Here is a 17,540-nt window from a genome sequence, read left to right as displayed (position 1 = left end):
CGAAGCCGTGCATCAGGCAGAAACTCGGCTTGCGCATGTCAACGAGCCGCACCTGACGGTGTTGATGTTGATGATGCGACGGCACGAAAAGGATTTCATGCTGCGGCACGAGGAGAAATACGGCGATGAGCTGGAAAAGCGGGTTGCCGAATTCGAGGCCGCGCTTGCGGCCTCAGAGTTTTCTTCGGACGCTAAGGCCGAGTTGAAGAATCTTATTGCTTCTTATCGATCGAGCTTTCTGGCGTACCTTGTGTCGCAACAGGCGCTGGATGACGAGGTTGACGATCTCGTCCAGATCTACGGCCGGAATCGCCCCCTCCTGTTGAAGGCGATTGCAGCCGCAGACGATCGCGCTGTCTCTGCGGAAGAGTGTGCGTCGCGCCTCAGAGCGATATTGGGCTGGGGAATTGGGCTGGCCACTCTCACAATCGGCTTCGCTGCTGTGCTTATCGGGCAGCGGCTGGCGAAGCTGATTACCCGCATGAGCGCAGCAATGCGCCAACTGGCGGCTGGGCAATTCGACGTCACGCTGCCCGGCCTTGGCCGTTCAGACGAGATCGGCGATATGGCGCAGGCCATGGAAACATTTAAGGTCAGGTCACGGGAAAAGGTGCAAGCGGAGCTTGCGGCGAATCAGGAACAGGATCGCCTGGCCGGGATGCGACGCAAGGCGGAGCTTGGAGAGCTTGCCAGCACGTTTGAACACGCCGTGAGCGGCGTCATCGATACGATGTCATCCGCCTCGACCGAGCTGGAGGTTTCCGCTCGCGAGCTGACGGATACGGCCCACGTTACTCGGGAGATATCTGACAACGTTGCGTCGGCCTCGGAGGAAGCGTCAGCCAATGTTCAGCTTGTTGCTGCCGCAACGGAAGAGATGATGGCATCCGCTTCCGAGATCGGCCGGCAGGTCGAGCAATCTACAGAGATCGCCAAGGGGGCTGTGCGCCAGGCCGAAGAAACGGATCGGCGGATGAAGCGCCTGTCGGCTGCGGCACTAAAAGTCGGTGGTGTGGTCGAGCTGATCGCAGCGATCGCCAGGCAAACCAACCTCTTGGCGCTTAACGCAACGATCGAAGCCGCGCGTGCGGGCGATGCGGGCCGCGGCTTTGCCGTTGTGGCGCACGAGGTGAAGTCGTTAGCAACCCAGACGGCGAACGCGACCTCCGAAATTGGAGAGCAGATTGCCGACATTCAGACAGCGACACTGGAATCGGTCAGCGCCATCACAAACATCGGAAATAATATTAGCAGGATCTCACAAATCGCGTCGGCGGTTGCGGCTGCGATTGATCAGCAGGGCGCGGTAACCAAGGATATTGCCCAGAATATCCAGCGTGCGGCCGAAATGTCGACAGCGGTCGCGGGCAACATCCGCCAGGTTGCCCAGAAAGCGTCCATCACAGGCGCATCATCGTCGCAGGTGCTGACATCTGCCAATGTGCTTGCCCGAACCAGCCATCGCCTCAAAGTCGAAGCCGATGACTTTCTCGCCGGGATCAGGTCATGATTATCTGCAGGCGAGGTAGAGAGGAGCGATGCAGGGTGTCCCGACGGTATCGTCCGGAGCAGTGAGAGGCGTTCGATGACTGAGCCGGACCAGACCAGTGAACATCTAACGCAGTATCTGCGGCAATTAACGCCTCGGGCGCGCGCCCGCCTGCTCGCCGAGCTGGAACGGATGCTTCTGTTGGGCGAGGACATTCCACATTCGAAGCCTCTCATCGTCGCGCTGCGCGCCGAGTTCCACGACACCGGGGAGAGCCACTCCCGGATTGGCAATCGGTTACGCTATTTCTACGAGCCGCTGGAGCCGGTGCTGGTGGACGCCCCGCCAGAGCGCGCCAACAAAGGGCAGATTGCGCGCGGATCGCTTGCGCCGATCTGGAACCTCGTGGCCGAACAGCTACTGCCGAGCATGGCCCGGGAGTACATGGCAACCGCGCAGAAGGTCATGGTTGTCAATTGCCAAGCCCCGAGGCGCGGCGGATCGCGGCGGCATTCCAAAAGAAGGTCGTGATCTCGACCAAATTCTCGAAACCGACGATGGCCTCACCGCTGTGCGCACCGGGCTTGAGGCCTATACGAGTTCGCGCGCCACGTTCAATGACCTGATCAAGATGATTCGGGTGATGCACGCTCGCCAGGAGCTTGCTGTATTCGCCCGCGCGCTTCCACTCAAGATAGCCGATCTCGAGGGCAGGTCGCTCGCCAAGGTGTTCGATCTCTTGAATGTGCTTCATGCAAAGCGCGCCGAAGCCGTGCCGTTCGCGCTCACGATCATCGCGAGGCGGCTGGAAACGCCGTGGCAGCTGGTCCACCTCGCGACAAAGCTCGCCGCGAGCAGGGCCGCGCCGGAGATCGCAGCGACCCCCTATGCGGTTGCGGTCCCGATGGTGCTCGATCAGATGGACGAGCAACACCTGATGCTAACCTACGCATTCACGCATAATCGCATTGCGCTGGCGAAGGAGATCCTTACCGAAATTTATGAGATCGAGGAAGCCGTGAGAGGGCGCATCGAGCTCGATGGCTCGGATTGGGGGAAGCGGCTGCACAATTTGATGGTGGCGGTGGAGACCGCGGTCAATGCCGAAATCAACAGCATCCCCACCGACCGCCGGCATCTCACGCACATCCTAGAATCCGCCAAGCGGCGCTCAGACCTTTCCTTGGGCGGACGTCCGGGTCGCATGATCAGAAAGGGCCGCGGCACATTGCAGAGGCTTGCTGTCGAACAGCGTTGGCGTAGCAATTGACGGAAAGAGCCCGCGCAGTTGATGCAGGTGGCGAGATTAGCTTCCGTCTCGGGCAGGAACACCGACTCGGTGATCTTGAGTTCGAGCCGCTTGGGCGACAAGTCCGAATTGCGGCACATGTGCCTCGTCACGCTGGAAATAGCGTACCTTGCTAAAAACAGCACGAATGTTGCGCCAAACTCGGAGCGCCGTCACGCTCGGTTCGAAGGCGATCAGCCCACAGACAGCGACCGGCTAGTTGCCATTGACTAAGATCAAAACATCAAATCCGGATACACTACCCTTCAGCAAGACATAACGGAGGCTAGAGGTCTCATGCGCAACCTTCTGTTTATCGGTGTGCTTGCACTTCCCATGCTCGTCGGCTTTGGATCTCCTTCGGCCGCCGCTCCGCGGGGGCGTTCATACATCCCCCGACTCGGCAGGACGTTTATTGCCTGCAGGGACGTACCTGGGGATATCCGGGCAATTGCCAGTTCTCGACCTATGATCAGTGCATTGCCACTGCATCCGGCACCTACGCCTATTGCGGCATGAATCCAATCCACGCGTTCCAGCGACAAGGAGCACAATTGCGCTGATGTGTGATCGTCAAGCGTGATCGAGACATCAGTCGGAATATTGCTCATATTAATGGACCTGCCGTGCAAAGTTGAGAGGCGTTGGACTTCCGCCTGACCGGAAGTCCTCTGTGCAAGTACGCTCGCGATGCAGTCTCTTCAGGTGCATCAAGACGCGAAGCAACAACGATTGGGAAGTAGTGGCTCATCAGCGTCACGCGCAGTCGGGCGTCGCTCTTTAATTCAATTCAAGGAAAACAACGCGAAAACTCAAACAGACATCTGCTTGCTGCGTTCTTGTCAGCTTCTTCTTCCATGGTGCCTCTCGACTGTTCGACTTTGGGTAGTTTTCCACGTGGCGCTCCTGAGGCGAAATCTACGCTACGTTAGCCGCAAGAGAATGAGGGAGATTTCCAAATGTTGGATGCCCCTACCGCTGCGCTCTTAAGGGTGGTCCTCGACGACGTCTGCAAGAATCTTTCCCGGTAGGATACCGGCGCTCGCACCCATGTCGCCTCGAAGATTCTGGAAGCGGCGAGCACAGGTGAAATAGGACCTGATCGGCTCAAACAGATCGGTCGTGATGCTCTTTCCAAAGCTCCCCCAATGTAGCGATAGGCTCGCCGAGTAGGATGTTGTCACTGACGTGCCATGGGGCCGGTCCTGCAGCGGACGATCCGTGATGGGAATTCCGCTCGATATCGAGACCTCAGATCGATCGCTATCGACGAGTGGTCCGATCACTAAACAGCCTCATCGACAAGTAAAGCGCTGCGGTTTGGTCTCGTAGTCGTTCACTTCTTTGCCGTCATTTCTGGCCTTACTCTTTCAGCTCGTTCGTCGTTTCCCAATGCAGCGCAGCATCAGCGCCGGTAGAGCTGGATGGCGAAGCCGGACCGCTGCCCGAATGCCTCAGTGATGAGGAGGAGCCGGATGTCGCGGATGATGACGACGATCGGCAACAGCTCGACGCCGCTGAATGACGTGTGTGATGGCGGGACGGTTTCGGCCGTCCGGCACGCATGTGGGACCGGTGTGCAGCACCGGTCCCATTTTCATTGGCAGCGGCACTGAGAGGGAGAGGCGGCCGGGAAGGGTTTGAGCCATAGTTGGTACGAATTGGACAAACATCAGCCCGTACAGACGCGTGTAACGGACGAAAACTCTGTGAGTAGAATGCGTGACGTTCAAAACGTTCGTTCGAAGGTTCTCGTCATCATACTGGCGTCGTCAGCATATTTGCGTCGAATTCTTCCGCTGTGCCGAGGATTTCCTGCATCCCGTTGCATGGAGGCAATCACGGGTGGCTGCCTCGCAGCAGCCTGTTGTGAGCACAGTATCGGTTTCTTACCAAGAGTCGCGCTAAATTCCCGATTGCGTGCAACTCCTTCGCCCATCCGTCATACGCGCGCTAAGCTGATTTAGGATTGTCAAGATTGGCTACGCGCTACAATCCACGTCCATCGTTTACAGCGAATTAAGTCAAGCCGGATTTGATGCAGTGCGGGCAGGAAGCTTGGATCTCGGGGTGTGTGATGGGTGCTGTCAGGAAGCAATCCGTGAAATTAGGTACGGGGATGTTCGAGGACGTGCCGGTCCTGCGTCGTAAGTGGCATGCTGCGCTCAAGCCCGGCGAAACTCTTCCCCGCTATGAAAATGTGCTGTTGGGCAGCCTGGGGCGACTCGCCGATCACCTGGTGCTGCTCAAATGTGACAATGACGCATTCGCCGTTTCGCGGACGGGGCGGTACGCGCAGAAGTGGCTCGGCGATGAACGCTGGGACATTCCGATGGACGCGCTGCGCCCGGATTGCGCGACCGTCCTCAGCGAGGCAGCCTCGAACGCGATTGCAAACAACCATCCCTATCTCGCGGCCGCTCATTGCGTCCGCGACGGCATGGTGCGCACGTACGACGTGTTAGCTCTGCCGACTTCGTCGCGCTGGGGCGGCACGCTGGTCGGCGCCTACGTCAACGAGCGCGGCGCGGAATACAATCTACTCGACGCGATCTTTTCCACGACCGATGACGGCGTAATCACGCTCTCGACCATTCGCGATGCGACGGGCCAGCCGTTTGATTTTCAGGTCATGCACCACAATCAAGCAGCAGTGAGACTTCTAAACGTGACAGAACGAAGCCTGCTGTGGCAGCGTCTGAGCAGTGGGGCCCATCTCATTTGTTCGCAAGCGGTCGTAGTGCGGTTGCGAGCTGCGGTTAAGGACGACCGGGGTGACCAGTTCGAGATCGACAGCGATGAACGCAGCCTGCGGTTGGCAATTACCGCCTTCGGCGGTATCCTCTCCCTGGTTATTTCAGACGTCACGCCCTTGAAGCGACGAGACGCTTCGTTCAGGCTGCTGTTCGACAGCAATCCAATGCCGATGTTGGCGTTAGACGCCGAGACAATGGCCCTTGTGAAAGTTAACGACGCAGCGGTGCAACATTACGGTTACGCCCGCGAGACCTTCCTGCGGATGAGAGTTCACGATATCTGGCCAAAGGACGAGTGGCTCAGCTATACGCAGGCGCTGCGGGACGTCGGCGATAACTACCAGTCCGAACATCACTCGCGTCACGTGAAAGCCGATGGCAGCGAAATTTGTGTGCTTACCTTCGGGCGACGCCTCATGCTGGAGGAGCGCGAGGGCTACCTGGTCGCGGTGGTCGACATCACCGAACGGCGTAAGACCGAGGCCCGCATTGCCCATATGGCGCTCCACGATGGATTGACTAACCTCCCCAACCGCGCGCTCCTTCGGGAGCGGCTAGACGACGCGCTCGAAGGCAGCAATGCCGCCGACAAACGCGTGGCGGTGCTGTGCATCGACCTTGACCTCTTCAAGAACGTCAATGACTCGTTTGGCCATCCTATGGGAGATCGCCTGCTCACGCAGGTCGCCGACCGGCTGCGCTCGCAAGTAGCCGGCAAGAATCTGACGGCACGGCTTGGTGGCGACGAGTTTGCGGTTATCCTGGCTGACGACACCTCACCGAAGCAGGCGAGCGATTTCGCCGCCGGGTTGATCGAGATATTGAGTGCGCCTTATAAGATCGACGGCAATGAGGTGGTGATCGGCGCCTCGATCGGAATTGCGCTCTCACCAGCCGACGGCACGAGTAGCGAGGAACTGATGCGCAACGCCGACATGGCGCTCTATCGCGCAAAAGAAGATGGCCGCGGCACGCAGCGTTTCTTCGAGCGCGAGATGGATCACCAGGTGCAGCGGCGCCGCGAACTGGAGCTCGACCTGCGCCGCGCGTTTGCCAATGGGGATTTCGAACTGCACTACCAGCCGCTGGTCGACGTCGCGCGGGACAAGATCTCAGGTTTTGAGGCGTTGCTGCGCTGGCGCCATCCGGAGAAGGGCATGATCTCGCCGGCGGAGTTCATTCCGGTGGCGGAGGATATCGGACTGATCGCCTCGCTCGGCGAGTGGGTGTTGCGTGAAGCCTGCAATGAGGCGGTGAAGTGGCCGTCCGAAATCAAGGTCGCTGTCAACCTGTCGCCGGCACAATTCCGTAGCCGCAATCTGGTCCAGGTGGTGATCTTAGCCCTAGCCAATTCGGGCTTGCCGCCCAAGCGGCTCGAGCTCGAAATCACCGAGTCGGTGTTCCTGGCGGAGACCGAGGCCAATCTCGCGATCCTGCACCAGCTGCGCGAGCTCGGGGTCTCCATCGCCTTGGACGATTTTGGAACAGGATATTCCAGCCTGAGCTACTTGCGCAGCTTTCCGTTCGACAAGATCAAGATCGATCGCTCCTTTGTGAAGGACCTTGCGAAACGTTCCGACTGCGTCGCCATCGTGCGCGCGATCTCGGGCCTCGGGCGTAGCCTCAACATCACCACGACCGCGGAAGGCGTGGAGACCACCGAGCAGCTCGATTGGCTTCGCGCCGAGGGCTGCAACGAGGTGCAAGGATTCTTATTCAGCGGCGCCAGGCCGGCCGCCGAGGTGGCGCAGCTCTTGCGTCGTTTTGGTGCGAGGGCGTCGAGAGCGGCGTGAATCTACGGCCCCACCCACAAGGAACAGCGGTCTTGCGCTACCAATCCCCCTCCTGCCCCGATTAGCTGACACCAACACTCAAGCAGATTACGCGAGCAGCCTCGCGATGGCAGAAAATGCTTCTTTTTCTATAGGGTTGACTACCCTCTCCGCCGCACTGCTGCTCCATTGTATCCGGCCGTTCGAAGCGACGACAAAACATTGAATATGGAACGACAACGGCTGTTGCGGTTAGTTCCGTGATGTCACCCGTAGTCACCGAGCCAACTGGTTTCAGACCGTGGGTCGGAGGATGGATTTCACATTGAAGAGCATGGTGCGCAAAGCTCAAGCCGCTCCACGTCGAGGAGCATCACGCGAGTTATGTGCACTATGAACCAGGGATTAGGGGGCGGATTCAAGGCTGCATCTCTGTGGTGCATCAATCTGGCGGACCGAGCGTATTAGTTGCCTTATTGCTGCGCTCGACGCACGCCAGCGCTCCGTGCGTATGGAAGCGCTTCCCCATTCAAGTCATATGCACCGATCCCACGAAGCTTAAGAATTGCGGGGTTGTCGACCACGCCGCCAACGGGATAGCCAACCAGATTGGTCCTCTGATGGTTCATGGGCACCTCGAGCAGGGCGTCGAGGAAGAGCCCGGCAAACCCCTCGAAGGCGGTGGCGATGTATCTGATTGCGCCGGCCAGACGGTCAATTTGCGCGGTCTTGCGCTTTGGGTTCATCCTGACTGTGCCCTTTGAGCCAAATGAATGATGCGATAATTTGGGTGGGGAAACAAAATGAAAAAACCTACTCTTTACGACGCGCTTGCACAGTTCGAGGCGATAGAAGCAGATCTCGCAAAGCTTGAAAGACTTTGCGACGATGTTGAGAGCTTGATTCCGACCGGGATTTCGTTTGGGTCGGACCCTGCCTATGAAGACAAATGCCGCGCAGCGGCTGCGATTGTCGAGCACATGCCCGCTATCGACGGCTGGCGGCTCAAGCTTGATTTCTTCGATCTGGACGAGATTGCGCAGATCAGGTTTGATTTGACGGAAATTATGGAGCCCGCCGCCGAAGCGAGTTTTGAGGGCAGCCTACAGGAGCCTTCCCGTCAACTTCGCGAATATCGATTCAGGTTCAACCGCAAGCGCCGCGAACTAATAAGACACGCCCTTGACGCCGCAATCGATCAAGTCGACCGGCTGATCCGGGCGACTCGTCCCGCCATCGAAGCAATGGAACCACGCGAGTCGATCCCCGAGGCCGCACTTGGTGAACTGCGCACCCATTTCAAGGAAATCACTACGCTAATGGGCAGCAGCATACCGCGCCCCGATCGCTGGAATGAAATGGGCCGGCATGTGCATTTCGGGCAGGTTTGTGACTTCGATGACATCGAACGCGTTGACTGGCCGGTTGCCAAGGCGAGCTTACGAAAGAGCCTCTATGCTCAGGATGACCCGATATCCGTAAATATCGGCGATCTTGGGGAACTGATAGCTAGCAAGCCGTCTGGACCGATACCGACGAAGCTCAACTGGGCGAAGCTGACCGAAGAAGAGTTCGAACGGCTGATTTTCTCGTTGATTGCAGACGAGCCGGGGTACGAGAACCCAGAATGGCTAACGCAGACCCGGGCCGCCGACAAGGGGCGGGATCTGTCTGTCACCCGGGTGGCCAAGGATGGACTTTCCGGCCATTTGCGGGCGCGGGTCATTATCCAATGCAAGCACTGGCTGGAGCGCAGCATCTCGCCAACTGATGTTGCTCTCCTCAAGGAGCAGATGGCCCTATGGGAGCCTCCACGCGTCGATGTACTCATCATCACAACAAGCGGACGCTTTACGACGGACGCGGTGGTGGCCATCGAAAAGCAGGGACAATCGGACCGGGCGCTCAGGATCGAAATGTGGCCGGAGAGTCATCTAGAGATGCTCTTGGCGGCGCGCCCAGCCTTAATCGCCGAGTTTGAACTTCGGTAGCGCGGACATGAAGTCCTCCGCTGGATCCCAAGCGGCACTCGGCGGTGACAGGGTAGCCGTCTCGCAGAATATAGCGTATGCGGGTAATTTCGTTGAAGAACGCGCGAATCTCGAGCCGCTGGGCTCGATCTGCCACATGGGAAGTCATCGGCTGCTTCTCCGCGAGAAAGGGCCGGGTCTGATCTTCAAGGTCGGTCTTTTGAGTATTCAGCTAAAGAAAGGCTCGGAAGGCAGCCCCTATCCGCTGGTCCAACAAGACGGAAGATGGGAAGCGACTGATGAGGATCGGGTTTCCGTGCCCGACGGGTAGAGGGGGGCATCGGGTTGGACGTGATTCAAACGTCCAAGCAATTCGCAGTCATGGCGACTAGCGGCGGTGGTGGCGAAGGCGGCGGCACGGCAAAGGGATGCTGACGGCGCAATGGCCCTAAGGGTTACGTCCTGATTTAAGAATATTTGAGTTAGTAGCGAACGTGTCGGGTGCGTCGGTGCGGCCTTTCTTTAGTCGTAATTCGCGCACTAGTTTTTGTTTTTAAAAAATGGAGAACTTAAAGTGGCTATGGGGACAGTGAAGTGGTTCAATCCAACAAAGGGATACGGGTTCATTCAACCTGACAACGGCGGCAAGGACGTGTTTGTTCACATCTCCGCCGTCGAGAGGGCCGGGTTCACCTCACTCGCAGAGGGAGCCAAGGTTAGCTTCGACGTCGTGAACAATCGCGGAAAAGACTCGGCGGAAAACCTAAGAATCGGGTGAGCCTTTCGAACTACGACGCCACGGTTCCAATCCCCCGCTTGGGCCTATCGTCGAATATCCTCTGATTTCCTCGTCGGCCATCCTGCGTTGGTTCGCTGGGTGAGTCGAATGACAAGCGAGGAAGAGGCGGATCGCTATCGGTTCGGAGCCGAGGAATGCCGCCGCTTGGCCGAAAGGGCAATTAAGCAGCCAGACCGGGAAGCATGGTTAAGGCTTGCAGCTGATTGGATGAAGCTGGCCTAAGGCGCCAGCTTGCGCGATGAGCGTAAGAAGTGAGGCTTGTTGGTCAGATCGTCTGTTTGCCTAACCAGCAATCTATCACCGCTGGTGCCCGAGGCCGATGCCCAACACGATTGCCTTCTGACGCAGCGCGCCCTCGCAGTCTCTTTGAATTGTTCTTGGCCTTGATCAGTCACGGCCGCCCTTTGTTCGTGGTCTCGGTCTTCGACCGCTGCTCTAAATTGCTGGCCATTTTTTTACGCGCAAGATAAGCCTCATGCGCATCAACAAGCGAAAATACTCGATTCTGCAGATCATTAAGTTTCGGCTCGAAGTGGCTTGAAAGCTCATCTCCCCCAATGGCCTTGTGCTTGTCTCGAAGTTTGCGTTCGTGCTGCAGAGACTTCTGAACGTAGGAGTCGATCAGATCGGCGGAGAAGTTTTTAATGAAGAACCTGATGTTTACGGTCGTTTCGAACAGCGGTGGCGCGATCAGGACTGCCGTTTCATCGCGATCTTTGCATATTTGATCGAGGAAGGCGTCAAGCAGTTGTATTGCCGAACCACCGTGCCTCCGACGGCCGCCATATTGCGATCCCAGCTCGTCTGAGGGCCCAACGTGCCAGCAGCTATGCAGGCATAGCTGGCGGTCTCGACCATCAGAGATACCGCGAGGGATGTGAATTGGCTTTCTTTTGCAAAGGAAGCCATCGCGTCGTTATCAACTGGCACGCGGTCGATGAGCGGGACGCTATGGCCGGGAGGCACCACTATTTGCCCTTAAACGCGTCCTGTCGAACCTGGACCCGGGCGACGTCGAATTGCGGGATTTCTGCCCCTCGTTCTCGCCTAACGTCCAGCATGTCTCTCCATCGATCGCTGGACCATGGCCCCGTAGCCTGGATACATTCTACAAATATTTCGGTGAGCTTGCCAATCTTTGCTGGTTCGCTGGCTGAAAAACCTGCCCGCGTCTCTGGATGGTGGAGGCGCCACCAAACCTTTTCGACGATCATGTCCTCGCTGTAAGGCTCGGGATTGTCGGGCCGGTTGATCGAAATGTACGAGCCAACTCTCGGAACTTCCGGAACGTCAAATTCCAAAGAGTACTCCGGGTTCAGCTTGCCCACCTCCCGAACCACTACGATCACGCGCGTCATCTGAAAGCTCCGAAGCAAAATGGTGTCTGTGGCGGCTTGCTCGCACTCAGTCCTGCGAAGTTGGCCAATGCAGCGCGACTGTCTTAAGGCCAGCACGATTGAAATAGTCGAACATCCGCTCTGAGCCGATCACTTCATCGATCAGCCGATAAGTTTGATATTGCCGCTGCGGCACCTCCACCTACCATGCATAACGGTTGATACTGATCGACAACAACCAAGCGCAGCCAACGCAAGTGCGAATGAACCTGCTTGTCATCGCTTCCAGACTGGAGCGCCTGTTCGGGCCCGCTCGCTACGGGCGATCTCCTTCGCGATCTCTTCTGCCTGTTTCTGGAAGGGTGACCCTATCATCCATTTCCTATCTTTTCATTGCTCAGATATCGCAGAAAAACCGGGGCGAGCAATTTACTGCCAATCAAGACGAATGCATCTACGGTAGCCACCAGTAACTTAATGTCGAGGCCCTTGGTTGAAGCTGCTACGAGGAAAGAAAACGCCACGAGATAGAAGATCGTTATGAGAAGTAGCATCAGACCCAGGAAGCCTGCATCTATTGCATCCTCCTCTGTCTGTGCGTGGAAAGCGCTGTACCAAAAGAACATTATAATGATTCCGATGGTGATCAGGAAAGCTAATCCCAGGCCTGCGCCAAACCATTGCCATGCTGCTTTTGAGAGCGCTTCAGACTCAAGCATAAGCATCTCGACCCTCCTCTTCTGAAAAAATGGCGATCAAGGAAGAGACGACCGGCGTGCTTGACGACGAAACGCCCAGCTAGAATCATCGGAGCCCCCGCCCACAACAATCAATTCAACCGCAACCGATGCGCGAATGCAAGCCACGTTGCACGGCACACAAGCAGAAGAGTGGTCATTGATCCCTCTTCAGTGCGCCGGCTCCAATGCGGCTCTTTTCCCTTCGCGTTAAGCTCTGGGACGTGATGCCGGTTCATTGCCCGCACGACGCCCGATGCGGGCATCCGCGGCGCGCGCCTCTTCATCGCGCTGGCGCATCCGCTCCTGGTGGTCGCCTTCGCGGCCGCTCGGTTCTCTGCCTTGGTCAAAGCGAGAGGATGGAAGCGAGTCGGGCGGGGAGCCAGTCGCTGGGGCTTGCGGGCACGATCGTGTGGACCGGAACGGATTGGTCAATAGGGTCTCAAAGGCCTGCCGATAATTCCTGAAGTCGCACAGCGACTTCTTCTGAATGAAAGCCAGTGCGAAAACCTTGAGCACGCAGACGCCGACTTGCGCCGCGGTTCTAAGGGCATGATCGAGAGAAATGCCGTTCTCGCCGAGCATCTTGAATTGGATTTGCTTGCTGTCGCCGCGAAAGCTGTCACGGACGATCGAGGAGGTGAGCGCCTTTTCGTTAGGATGCTCGCATCGCCTTCAGGTGCTCGGTTTGAAGCCGGGAATAGTGCCGGATGGTGGGTAGCTCGCCGACCATTTGTCCGAACGCGTACTGCACGACGGCAGGTATCGAGAGCGAGAACCGACGGCGGTGCAGGAATTCGTAACTCCAGAAGGCGAGTCAGACAATCAGCAAATAGACCCCTGAAACGACCTTCAAAAATATGGACATAGAAGCCCCCAAGGTGAAGTGTATCCAACCGCAACCAAAGCGCGAACGCAAGCGGTGGTGCAGCGCGTCTGCGAGACTTTGGACGTAGGGAAAAATACGGGTGCGCGATGCGCCGAGGTCGCAGCGCATGAGCACGCCGAAGCGCTAGTGGATGACGAGCGCGCGGCTGTGGCTGCCAGGCGGACGTCCGTGGTGCTGCAGGCGACGGAATAGTTGCGGCGGTCCTGGCCCGCCCCGTCACTGAGGTGGGCCATACCCCGCAATAGAGCTAGAGGGTGGTGACTAGCTCGGCGAGCTTGGCCGCTCCCTTACGGCCAGCGGCCGCGCATGCAGCGTGCATACGCGCTGTAGACTGCTGAACGGCGCGGGACCTATGGGCCGCCAACGTACCAACGCCGGCGCGACGTCCCCCGATTCTGAAAGTCGACCTTGCCCATGGCGTCGAATAGCGAAGAGAGTAATCCTCGGCATAGGCATGGCAATTTGCCGATGATTGGGCGAAGGAGACTGGGATCACCAGAACGGATGACCCAAGCGTCGCTAAACCAGCTGCGACGAGCAGCTTTCGTAACCCAGCTAATAAATCGTCGTGTTTCATCCTAAAGCCACTTCAATGGTTGGTCGATTCGGCAGCCTTCGAGCTTCGCACCATCTTAAGCGCCGTCTGCAATTGCCGGTAGGGGGCGGACGTTTTACGTTCGATGCTCAATTCACTAGCGGCCTCTTTTATTCTCTTTGATCAATCTCAGAGGGACGCAGATCGTCGGGCCGAAGATCTGTCGCCCGCAAGTTGGCGCTACTTCTTGGTGAGCCTTAATCACCACGGCGCCTCATCCGCGAGGGTGGGGCACTTAGCTCCACGGGATCGACGAGTAAGCCGCTTTATGGCCGCCTTTTGCGGGCCGCCTCATCACCAAAGCCGCTCGCTCAATGTCGCCGACCGTCCCTGTCAAACACCGTCTTGAAACCCTCGGGCATCCGAGGTGGCTGCCCCTCTGCCGGCATGTTGCAGCGTGGGCACGGCGCGCCAGCGCCGCCACAGGGGCAAGTCCCGTCCCATGGATAATCAGGATGACTTTCGCACACCCAGCCGACGTCTTCGCAAACGAAACAACTCATCGCGCTTCGTTTGGGCGGCGAGACGGCGCCGGCTGCAGGGGGCAAGGGGTTAGGCCGGGGCCGCTCCGCCAGCTCGACGGACGAGCCAGCAAGAAATAACTAACGAGCCGCAACCGCGGTTCCTCCGGGGCCGTCGGGCGACCTGGCCTGAAGGGGCGCAGCAGCCTGCCTCAGCGATCGGGCGGGCTCGCTACTTCGTCAGCTTGTGAACGTTTACTGGAAACACAACATTACCGCGCCCCCACGGCCCGTGCGGTATGTGGTATAATCCCATCGGGCGTTTGACTCGCTCGGTGCATCGGCTGCGGCCGACGAGGTAAAGCAGAGCATCCTTTCCAGGGGCACGCTCTTGCCCAATCCGGCAAACGATAACCATCGCGTACAGCCGCGTGGCCTGCGCCGTGCGGCTGGTGCCCGCTATCTGGGCATCAGTCCAACGCATTTCGATGCCCGGCGCGAAGCCGGTAATATTCCAGCGCCGAAGCAGAGTGCTTGGCGTGTTGCTGTGGGCCAGGACCTCGATCGCTTGTTCGACGGTGTTTCAGTCGCGAATGAAAACGACGGCTATTGGGACAAGGCATGCGGCGGCGAAAGCCTAAATTCGTAAACGAGTACGTCGATAGGCACGGCAAGCCCCGCGTCTATCTGCGACGGCCGGGCAGGGCGCAAATCGCCTTGCCAGCGCCTTTGTACACGCGGGAATTCTGGGCGGCCTATCGTGCGGCAATGAGCGCTGACGAGCGGATGCCAGAGGTGCGGCGTGTCAAGGTCGGCAGCATAGCGGCGGTGGTGCGCGCCTATTACGGCTCGACTGAATTCAAGGCTTTGGCTGTGAGCACGCGCGACACCTATAGCGGCGTGCTGGACCGCTTTGTTGATAAGCACGGCGAAGGACCGATTGCTGGCCTTCAGCCAAAACACATCAATAAGCTGATTGACGAGATGGCCGATACGCCATCCGCCGCGAGCAACTTCCGGAAGCTACTTAAAGGTCTGATGGACTACGCGGTGTCTGCTGGCCTTCGCAGCGACAACCCGGTTGTCGTGGCTAGCCTAAAGCAGTGCAACACCATCGGCCCGAAAACTGGCTTGTAGCGCTCATCGAGCATAAAGATCACGAAAGGCTCGTTGATATCCAGCCAGACGATGACTTTTCATAGATTGAGGGCCGAAACCAATTCATTCCAGCGGCCTGCGCGAATGCCATGGCATGCGCCAGTGCCAGCCGCAGCGTTCGTCATAATCGAGCAGGCCAGCGGCGACGTTGCAGCCGACGAGCGGCGGCAACTCCACACCGGGGCAATGAGTCGTCAGACCATCGGCGATACCATCGCATCGCACACAGACCTTGAAGCTAAAATCCCGGCTGAAGTAATGACCGGGGAAGCTCACTAAGATTCCCATAGCTCTGCGCAGCCTCCTCGTTGATATAATCGAATTGTGATTGCGTCAGATCGCTGGGATCTGTGAGACCGAGAAGGCACAGATCGTCTTGGAGAGGTCGCAGATCATGACCGCGGACTCCAGGCGCGGGTGCCTAGCAGCGTGCGCTAAAAGCCCTTATATGTCCGTGCGGACATTCCGCGCGGCCGGGTCAGAAAGGAATGTCTCGAAGGGAGCGTCGGAATGAGTAGATGACTCACCGCGAACTCCAAGCTTGCGCTAACGTCGTCTAACGCGCAAACCTAATGCTCGGATACCTGTTTCCTCGCGTTGGTTGCCAGCGTTTTTCGTGCATGCCTCGCATGTTTTGTGCGAAAAGTCCCTTCGACCGCAGCTATTGCGCTAGCCGCTCGATCCAATTGTCGCGCTACAATACAGAGTTGTGTTTTGTCCAACGGAGACAGGCAGGGGCTGGCCATCGACCGAACGAAGCAAGTCAATTTAAGGTTCGGTCAACGTGGATACGCGCTCGTCGGACCTGCGCTAACGCAACACAGGCCCGGCTCTGCCATTGGGACACGATCGACACTAAGGAATCGGATGGAGCCCTATACGCCCTCATCGCGTTTCCCGCCCGTCACAGCTGCCGTTAAACAATTTTTTCAAAACACGCCAGCGCTCAAGTCGAGGCCATAGGCCGCCGCGATAAGCGAAATAACCAGGCCACTTCCGCAGACCACAAGAAGGGCGTTGTGCATTTCAAAGTGCCTTTAACCGATCGTCCGGAAAGAACGTTCTGCAAGAGCCGAAGAGGAATGTCGAGCACGTCTATTTCATAGAGTCCGGTCTCGTCTCCCTAAGGGTTGTCGCGGCGGGAAGCCGCCGCCAGGAGACACGACAATGAAGCACGATCAGACGAAGACGCCAGCGAACACCGAAGCGAAAATGCTGTCGGATATTGAACTGGATCTGCGGAGAGCACACACGGACGGAAATCGGGCTGACGTTCGGTTCCATCTTGACGGGGGTCGAAGCCGTTTTTATGCACACCGAGCAGCGAGAGGCGTGGGCGCACTGCGTGAAGTTGATGCAGAACCGCTGGCTTTAGGCTGAGCCGGGGTCCCTTTTAAGGGGCCCCGGTTTCTCTCGGCGCAAATCGCAGAGGGGCGCGATGACCTGACGTTTGTGGGCGAGCCGCGCCCTTGCTCTTTTGCTCCTGCTCTGCGGCTGTCAAACAGCGGACAGCGGGGTCACGCGATTGCGACCGCACATCGGCCGCACCATGGCGGCCTCAAGCTCTGTCAGGTTGGTTCGCAATAAGTGGCGATAGCGTTGAATATTGTTGCGATGCGCGAGCATGGATTGTTGACGTCGTGAACCTGTAGAGTATCGGGCGCCGTCGGCTGAAGCGGCCTCGGCAGGCCTCAGGCCATTAGGTCCGTGATCCGCATTGCCTGCCCTGGAAGCTTGCTCCTTGATGCCCTCGTTGCAGGTCCAGCCGAAAATCATTTTGGCCGTGAACGTCTTCTCGTCCTGGTCGATCTGAAGCTCCCCCTTGGTGATATGGCAGGCCACGGCATTGTCCATCGGGTGACCCGGAATCTTCGATCCCGGCTGCGTGATGATGTCACGCATCAGGTCAGTATTGAAACCGGGAATGAGGGACGGTGTCTCACCACCATAAGCATGCACCACGACACTAGGCCGCGTCGTGGTGGCGCCCTGTAGTCCGTCGTTTTGCGCAGCCGCTGGCCTCACGAGATAACCGATCAGCTGTTCTCGTTCAGCCTGCCGTCCGACTTTCGTTGTCCGCCCCATCACGATCTTGAGCGCATTATTCGGCAACGGCTGTTGTAATGCTTTGGCCTCATCCATGGCGCGCAATCCAGACATCACGTTCCTCGTCGATCGTCAAAATTACCGGCCTTGCCTTGGGGGGATCGGCCCGACCATTCGGCGTATCGTTAGGAAGCCGTGACCAGATGCGGCCTCGGCGTAGTCAGCCACCTGCATCGAACCAAC

At 58.0% G+C, this 17,540-nt stretch carries 16 protein-coding genes and 2 pseudogenes; 13 read left to right on the top strand and 5 right to left on the bottom strand.

Annotation, left to right across the window (positions count from 1 at the left end):
- Nucleotides 1–7 precede the first annotated feature (7 nt).
- The 6 genes and pseudogenes from AC5ZFO_RS36565 (at nt 8) to AC5ZFO_RS36540 (ending at nt 7,326) form a co-directional block, all read left to right on the top strand.
- Nucleotides 8–1,510, top strand: a complete 1,503-nt coding sequence (locus AC5ZFO_RS36565) for a methyl-accepting chemotaxis protein (RefSeq protein WP_496123344.1) — start codon at nt 8–10, stop codon at nt 1,508–1,510.
- A 75-nt stretch (nt 1,511–1,585) separates the two neighbouring features.
- Nucleotides 1,586–2,020: a hypothetical protein gene (locus tag AC5ZFO_RS36560; protein WP_496123343.1), complete on the top strand. Its 435-nt coding sequence runs from the start codon at nt 1,586–1,588 to the stop codon at nt 2,018–2,020.
- Nucleotides 1,959–2,759 carry a hypothetical protein gene (locus AC5ZFO_RS36555; protein WP_496123342.1) on the top strand — a complete coding sequence of 267 codons (801 nt, stop codon included), beginning with the start codon at nt 1,959–1,961 and terminating at the stop codon, nt 2,757–2,759. Before AC5ZFO_RS36560 ends, AC5ZFO_RS36555 begins: the two co-directional genes overlap by 62 nt.
- Nucleotides 2,760–3,113: 354 nt before the next feature.
- Nucleotides 3,114–3,340 (top strand): annotated as a pseudogene (locus AC5ZFO_RS36550) (DUF3551 domain-containing protein).
- A gap of 396 nt (nt 3,341–3,736) precedes the next feature.
- Nucleotides 3,737–3,931 (top strand): annotated as a pseudogene (locus AC5ZFO_RS36545) (hypothetical protein).
- A 923-nt stretch (nt 3,932–4,854) separates the two neighbouring features.
- Complete coding sequence (locus AC5ZFO_RS36540) at nt 4,855–7,326, top strand: putative bifunctional diguanylate cyclase/phosphodiesterase (protein WP_496123341.1); 2,472 nt, start codon at nt 4,855–4,857, stop codon at nt 7,324–7,326.
- 452 nt (nt 7,327–7,778) lie between these two features.
- On the opposite strand, the gene AC5ZFO_RS36535 is transcribed toward AC5ZFO_RS36540, so the two are convergent.
- Nucleotides 7,779–8,051 (bottom strand): hypothetical protein, encoded by a 273-nt coding sequence (locus AC5ZFO_RS36535; protein ID WP_496123340.1) that lies wholly within the window; start codon nt 8,049–8,051, stop codon nt 7,779–7,781.
- Between the two features lie 57 nt (nt 8,052–8,108).
- Here AC5ZFO_RS36535 and AC5ZFO_RS36530 point away from each other — a divergent pair, with 57 nt between their 5' ends.
- The 4 genes from AC5ZFO_RS36530 (at nt 8,109) to AC5ZFO_RS36515 (ending at nt 10,882) form a co-directional block, all read left to right on the top strand.
- Nucleotides 8,109–9,296 carry a restriction endonuclease gene (locus AC5ZFO_RS36530; RefSeq protein WP_496123339.1) on the top strand — a complete coding sequence of 396 codons (1,188 nt, stop codon included), beginning with the start codon at nt 8,109–8,111 and terminating at the stop codon, nt 9,294–9,296.
- Nucleotides 9,297–9,303: 7 nt separating this feature from the next.
- Nucleotides 9,304–9,606: a hypothetical protein gene (locus AC5ZFO_RS36525; protein WP_496123338.1), complete on the top strand. Its 303-nt coding sequence runs from the start codon at nt 9,304–9,306 to the stop codon at nt 9,604–9,606.
- Nucleotides 9,607–9,849: 243 nt separating this feature from the next.
- Entirely contained in the window at nt 9,850–10,053 is a 204-nt protein-coding gene (locus AC5ZFO_RS36520; RefSeq protein ID WP_183247692.1) for a cold-shock protein, read from the top strand.
- A 610-nt stretch (nt 10,054–10,663) separates the two neighbouring features.
- Nucleotides 10,664–10,882, top strand: a complete 219-nt coding sequence (locus AC5ZFO_RS36515; protein ID WP_496123337.1) for a hypothetical protein — start codon at nt 10,664–10,666, stop codon at nt 10,880–10,882.
- Nucleotides 10,883–11,042: 160 nt separating this feature from the next.
- Here AC5ZFO_RS36515 and AC5ZFO_RS36510 read toward each other — a convergent pair whose 3' ends face one another.
- Both AC5ZFO_RS36510 and AC5ZFO_RS36505 read right to left on the bottom strand, forming a co-directional pair.
- Entirely contained in the window at nt 11,043–11,432 is a 390-nt protein-coding gene (locus tag AC5ZFO_RS36510; RefSeq protein WP_496123336.1) for a hypothetical protein, read from the bottom strand.
- Between the two features lie 350 nt (nt 11,433–11,782).
- Nucleotides 11,783–12,136 (bottom strand): hypothetical protein, encoded by a 354-nt coding sequence (locus AC5ZFO_RS36505; RefSeq protein ID WP_496123335.1) that lies wholly within the window; start codon nt 12,134–12,136, stop codon nt 11,783–11,785.
- Between the two features lie 2,348 nt (nt 12,137–14,484).
- Here AC5ZFO_RS36505 and AC5ZFO_RS36500 point away from each other — a divergent pair.
- The gene (locus tag AC5ZFO_RS36500; RefSeq protein ID WP_496123334.1) at nt 14,485–14,742 is read left to right on the top strand and encodes a hypothetical protein; all 258 of its coding nucleotides are present in this window, start codon (nt 14,485–14,487) and stop codon (nt 14,740–14,742) included.
- 119 nt (nt 14,743–14,861) lie between these two features.
- Nucleotides 14,862–15,230, top strand: coding sequence for a hypothetical protein (locus AC5ZFO_RS36495; protein WP_496123333.1), 369 nt, complete (start codon nt 14,862–14,864; stop codon nt 15,228–15,230).
- 84 nt (nt 15,231–15,314) lie between these two features.
- Here the strand turns inward: AC5ZFO_RS36495 and AC5ZFO_RS36490 are convergent, their stop codons facing one another.
- Nucleotides 15,315–15,527, bottom strand: a complete 213-nt coding sequence (locus tag AC5ZFO_RS36490; RefSeq protein ID WP_183257874.1) for a hypothetical protein — start codon at nt 15,525–15,527, stop codon at nt 15,315–15,317.
- Between the two features lie 891 nt (nt 15,528–16,418).
- Between AC5ZFO_RS36490 and AC5ZFO_RS36485 the strand changes: the two genes are divergently transcribed.
- The gene (locus AC5ZFO_RS36485; protein WP_496123332.1) at nt 16,419–16,631 is read left to right on the top strand and encodes a hypothetical protein; all 213 of its coding nucleotides are present in this window, start codon (nt 16,419–16,421) and stop codon (nt 16,629–16,631) included.
- Nucleotides 16,632–16,748: 117 nt separating this feature from the next.
- Here AC5ZFO_RS36485 and AC5ZFO_RS36480 read toward each other — a convergent pair whose 3' ends face one another.
- The gene (locus AC5ZFO_RS36480; RefSeq protein WP_496123331.1) at nt 16,749–17,393 is read right to left on the bottom strand and encodes a hypothetical protein; all 645 of its coding nucleotides are present in this window, start codon (nt 17,391–17,393) and stop codon (nt 16,749–16,751) included.
- Between the last annotated feature and the right edge of the window lie 147 nt (nt 17,394–17,540).

The sequence above is a fragment of the Bradyrhizobium sp. Unk1 genome, assembly GCF_059512345.1.
The sequence above is the reverse complement of the archived record's forward strand: the minus strand, read 5'-3'. Positions and strand labels throughout refer to the sequence as shown.

Bases quoted from the DNA above. Each gene is read 5' to 3' on its own strand.
- AC5ZFO_RS36560 (WP_496123343.1), top strand. From the start codon at position 1,586: ATGACTGAGCCGGACCAGACCAGTGAACATCTAACGCAGTATCTGCGG.
- AC5ZFO_RS36540 (WP_496123341.1), top strand. From the start codon at position 4,855: ATGGGTGCTGTCAGGAAGCAATCCGTGAAATTAGGTACGGGGATGTTC.
- AC5ZFO_RS36535 (WP_496123340.1), bottom strand. From the start codon at position 8,051: ATGAACCCAAAGCGCAAGACCGCGCAAATTGACCGTCTGGCCGGCGCA.
- AC5ZFO_RS36530 (WP_496123339.1), top strand. From the start codon at position 8,109: ATGAAAAAACCTACTCTTTACGACGCGCTTGCACAGTTCGAGGCGATA.
- AC5ZFO_RS36525 (WP_496123338.1), top strand. From the start codon at position 9,304: ATGAAGTCCTCCGCTGGATCCCAAGCGGCACTCGGCGGTGACAGGGTA.
- AC5ZFO_RS36510 (WP_496123336.1), bottom strand. From the start codon at position 11,432: ATGACGCGCGTGATCGTAGTGGTTCGGGAGGTGGGCAAGCTGAACCCG.
- AC5ZFO_RS36505 (WP_496123335.1), bottom strand. From the start codon at position 12,136: ATGCTTATGCTTGAGTCTGAAGCGCTCTCAAAAGCAGCATGGCAATGG.
- AC5ZFO_RS36495 (WP_496123333.1), top strand. From the start codon at position 14,862: ATGAGCGCTGACGAGCGGATGCCAGAGGTGCGGCGTGTCAAGGTCGGC.
- AC5ZFO_RS36485 (WP_496123332.1), top strand. From the start codon at position 16,419: ATGAAGCACGATCAGACGAAGACGCCAGCGAACACCGAAGCGAAAATG.
- AC5ZFO_RS36480 (WP_496123331.1), bottom strand. From the start codon at position 17,393: ATGGATGAGGCCAAAGCATTACAACAGCCGTTGCCGAATAATGCGCTC.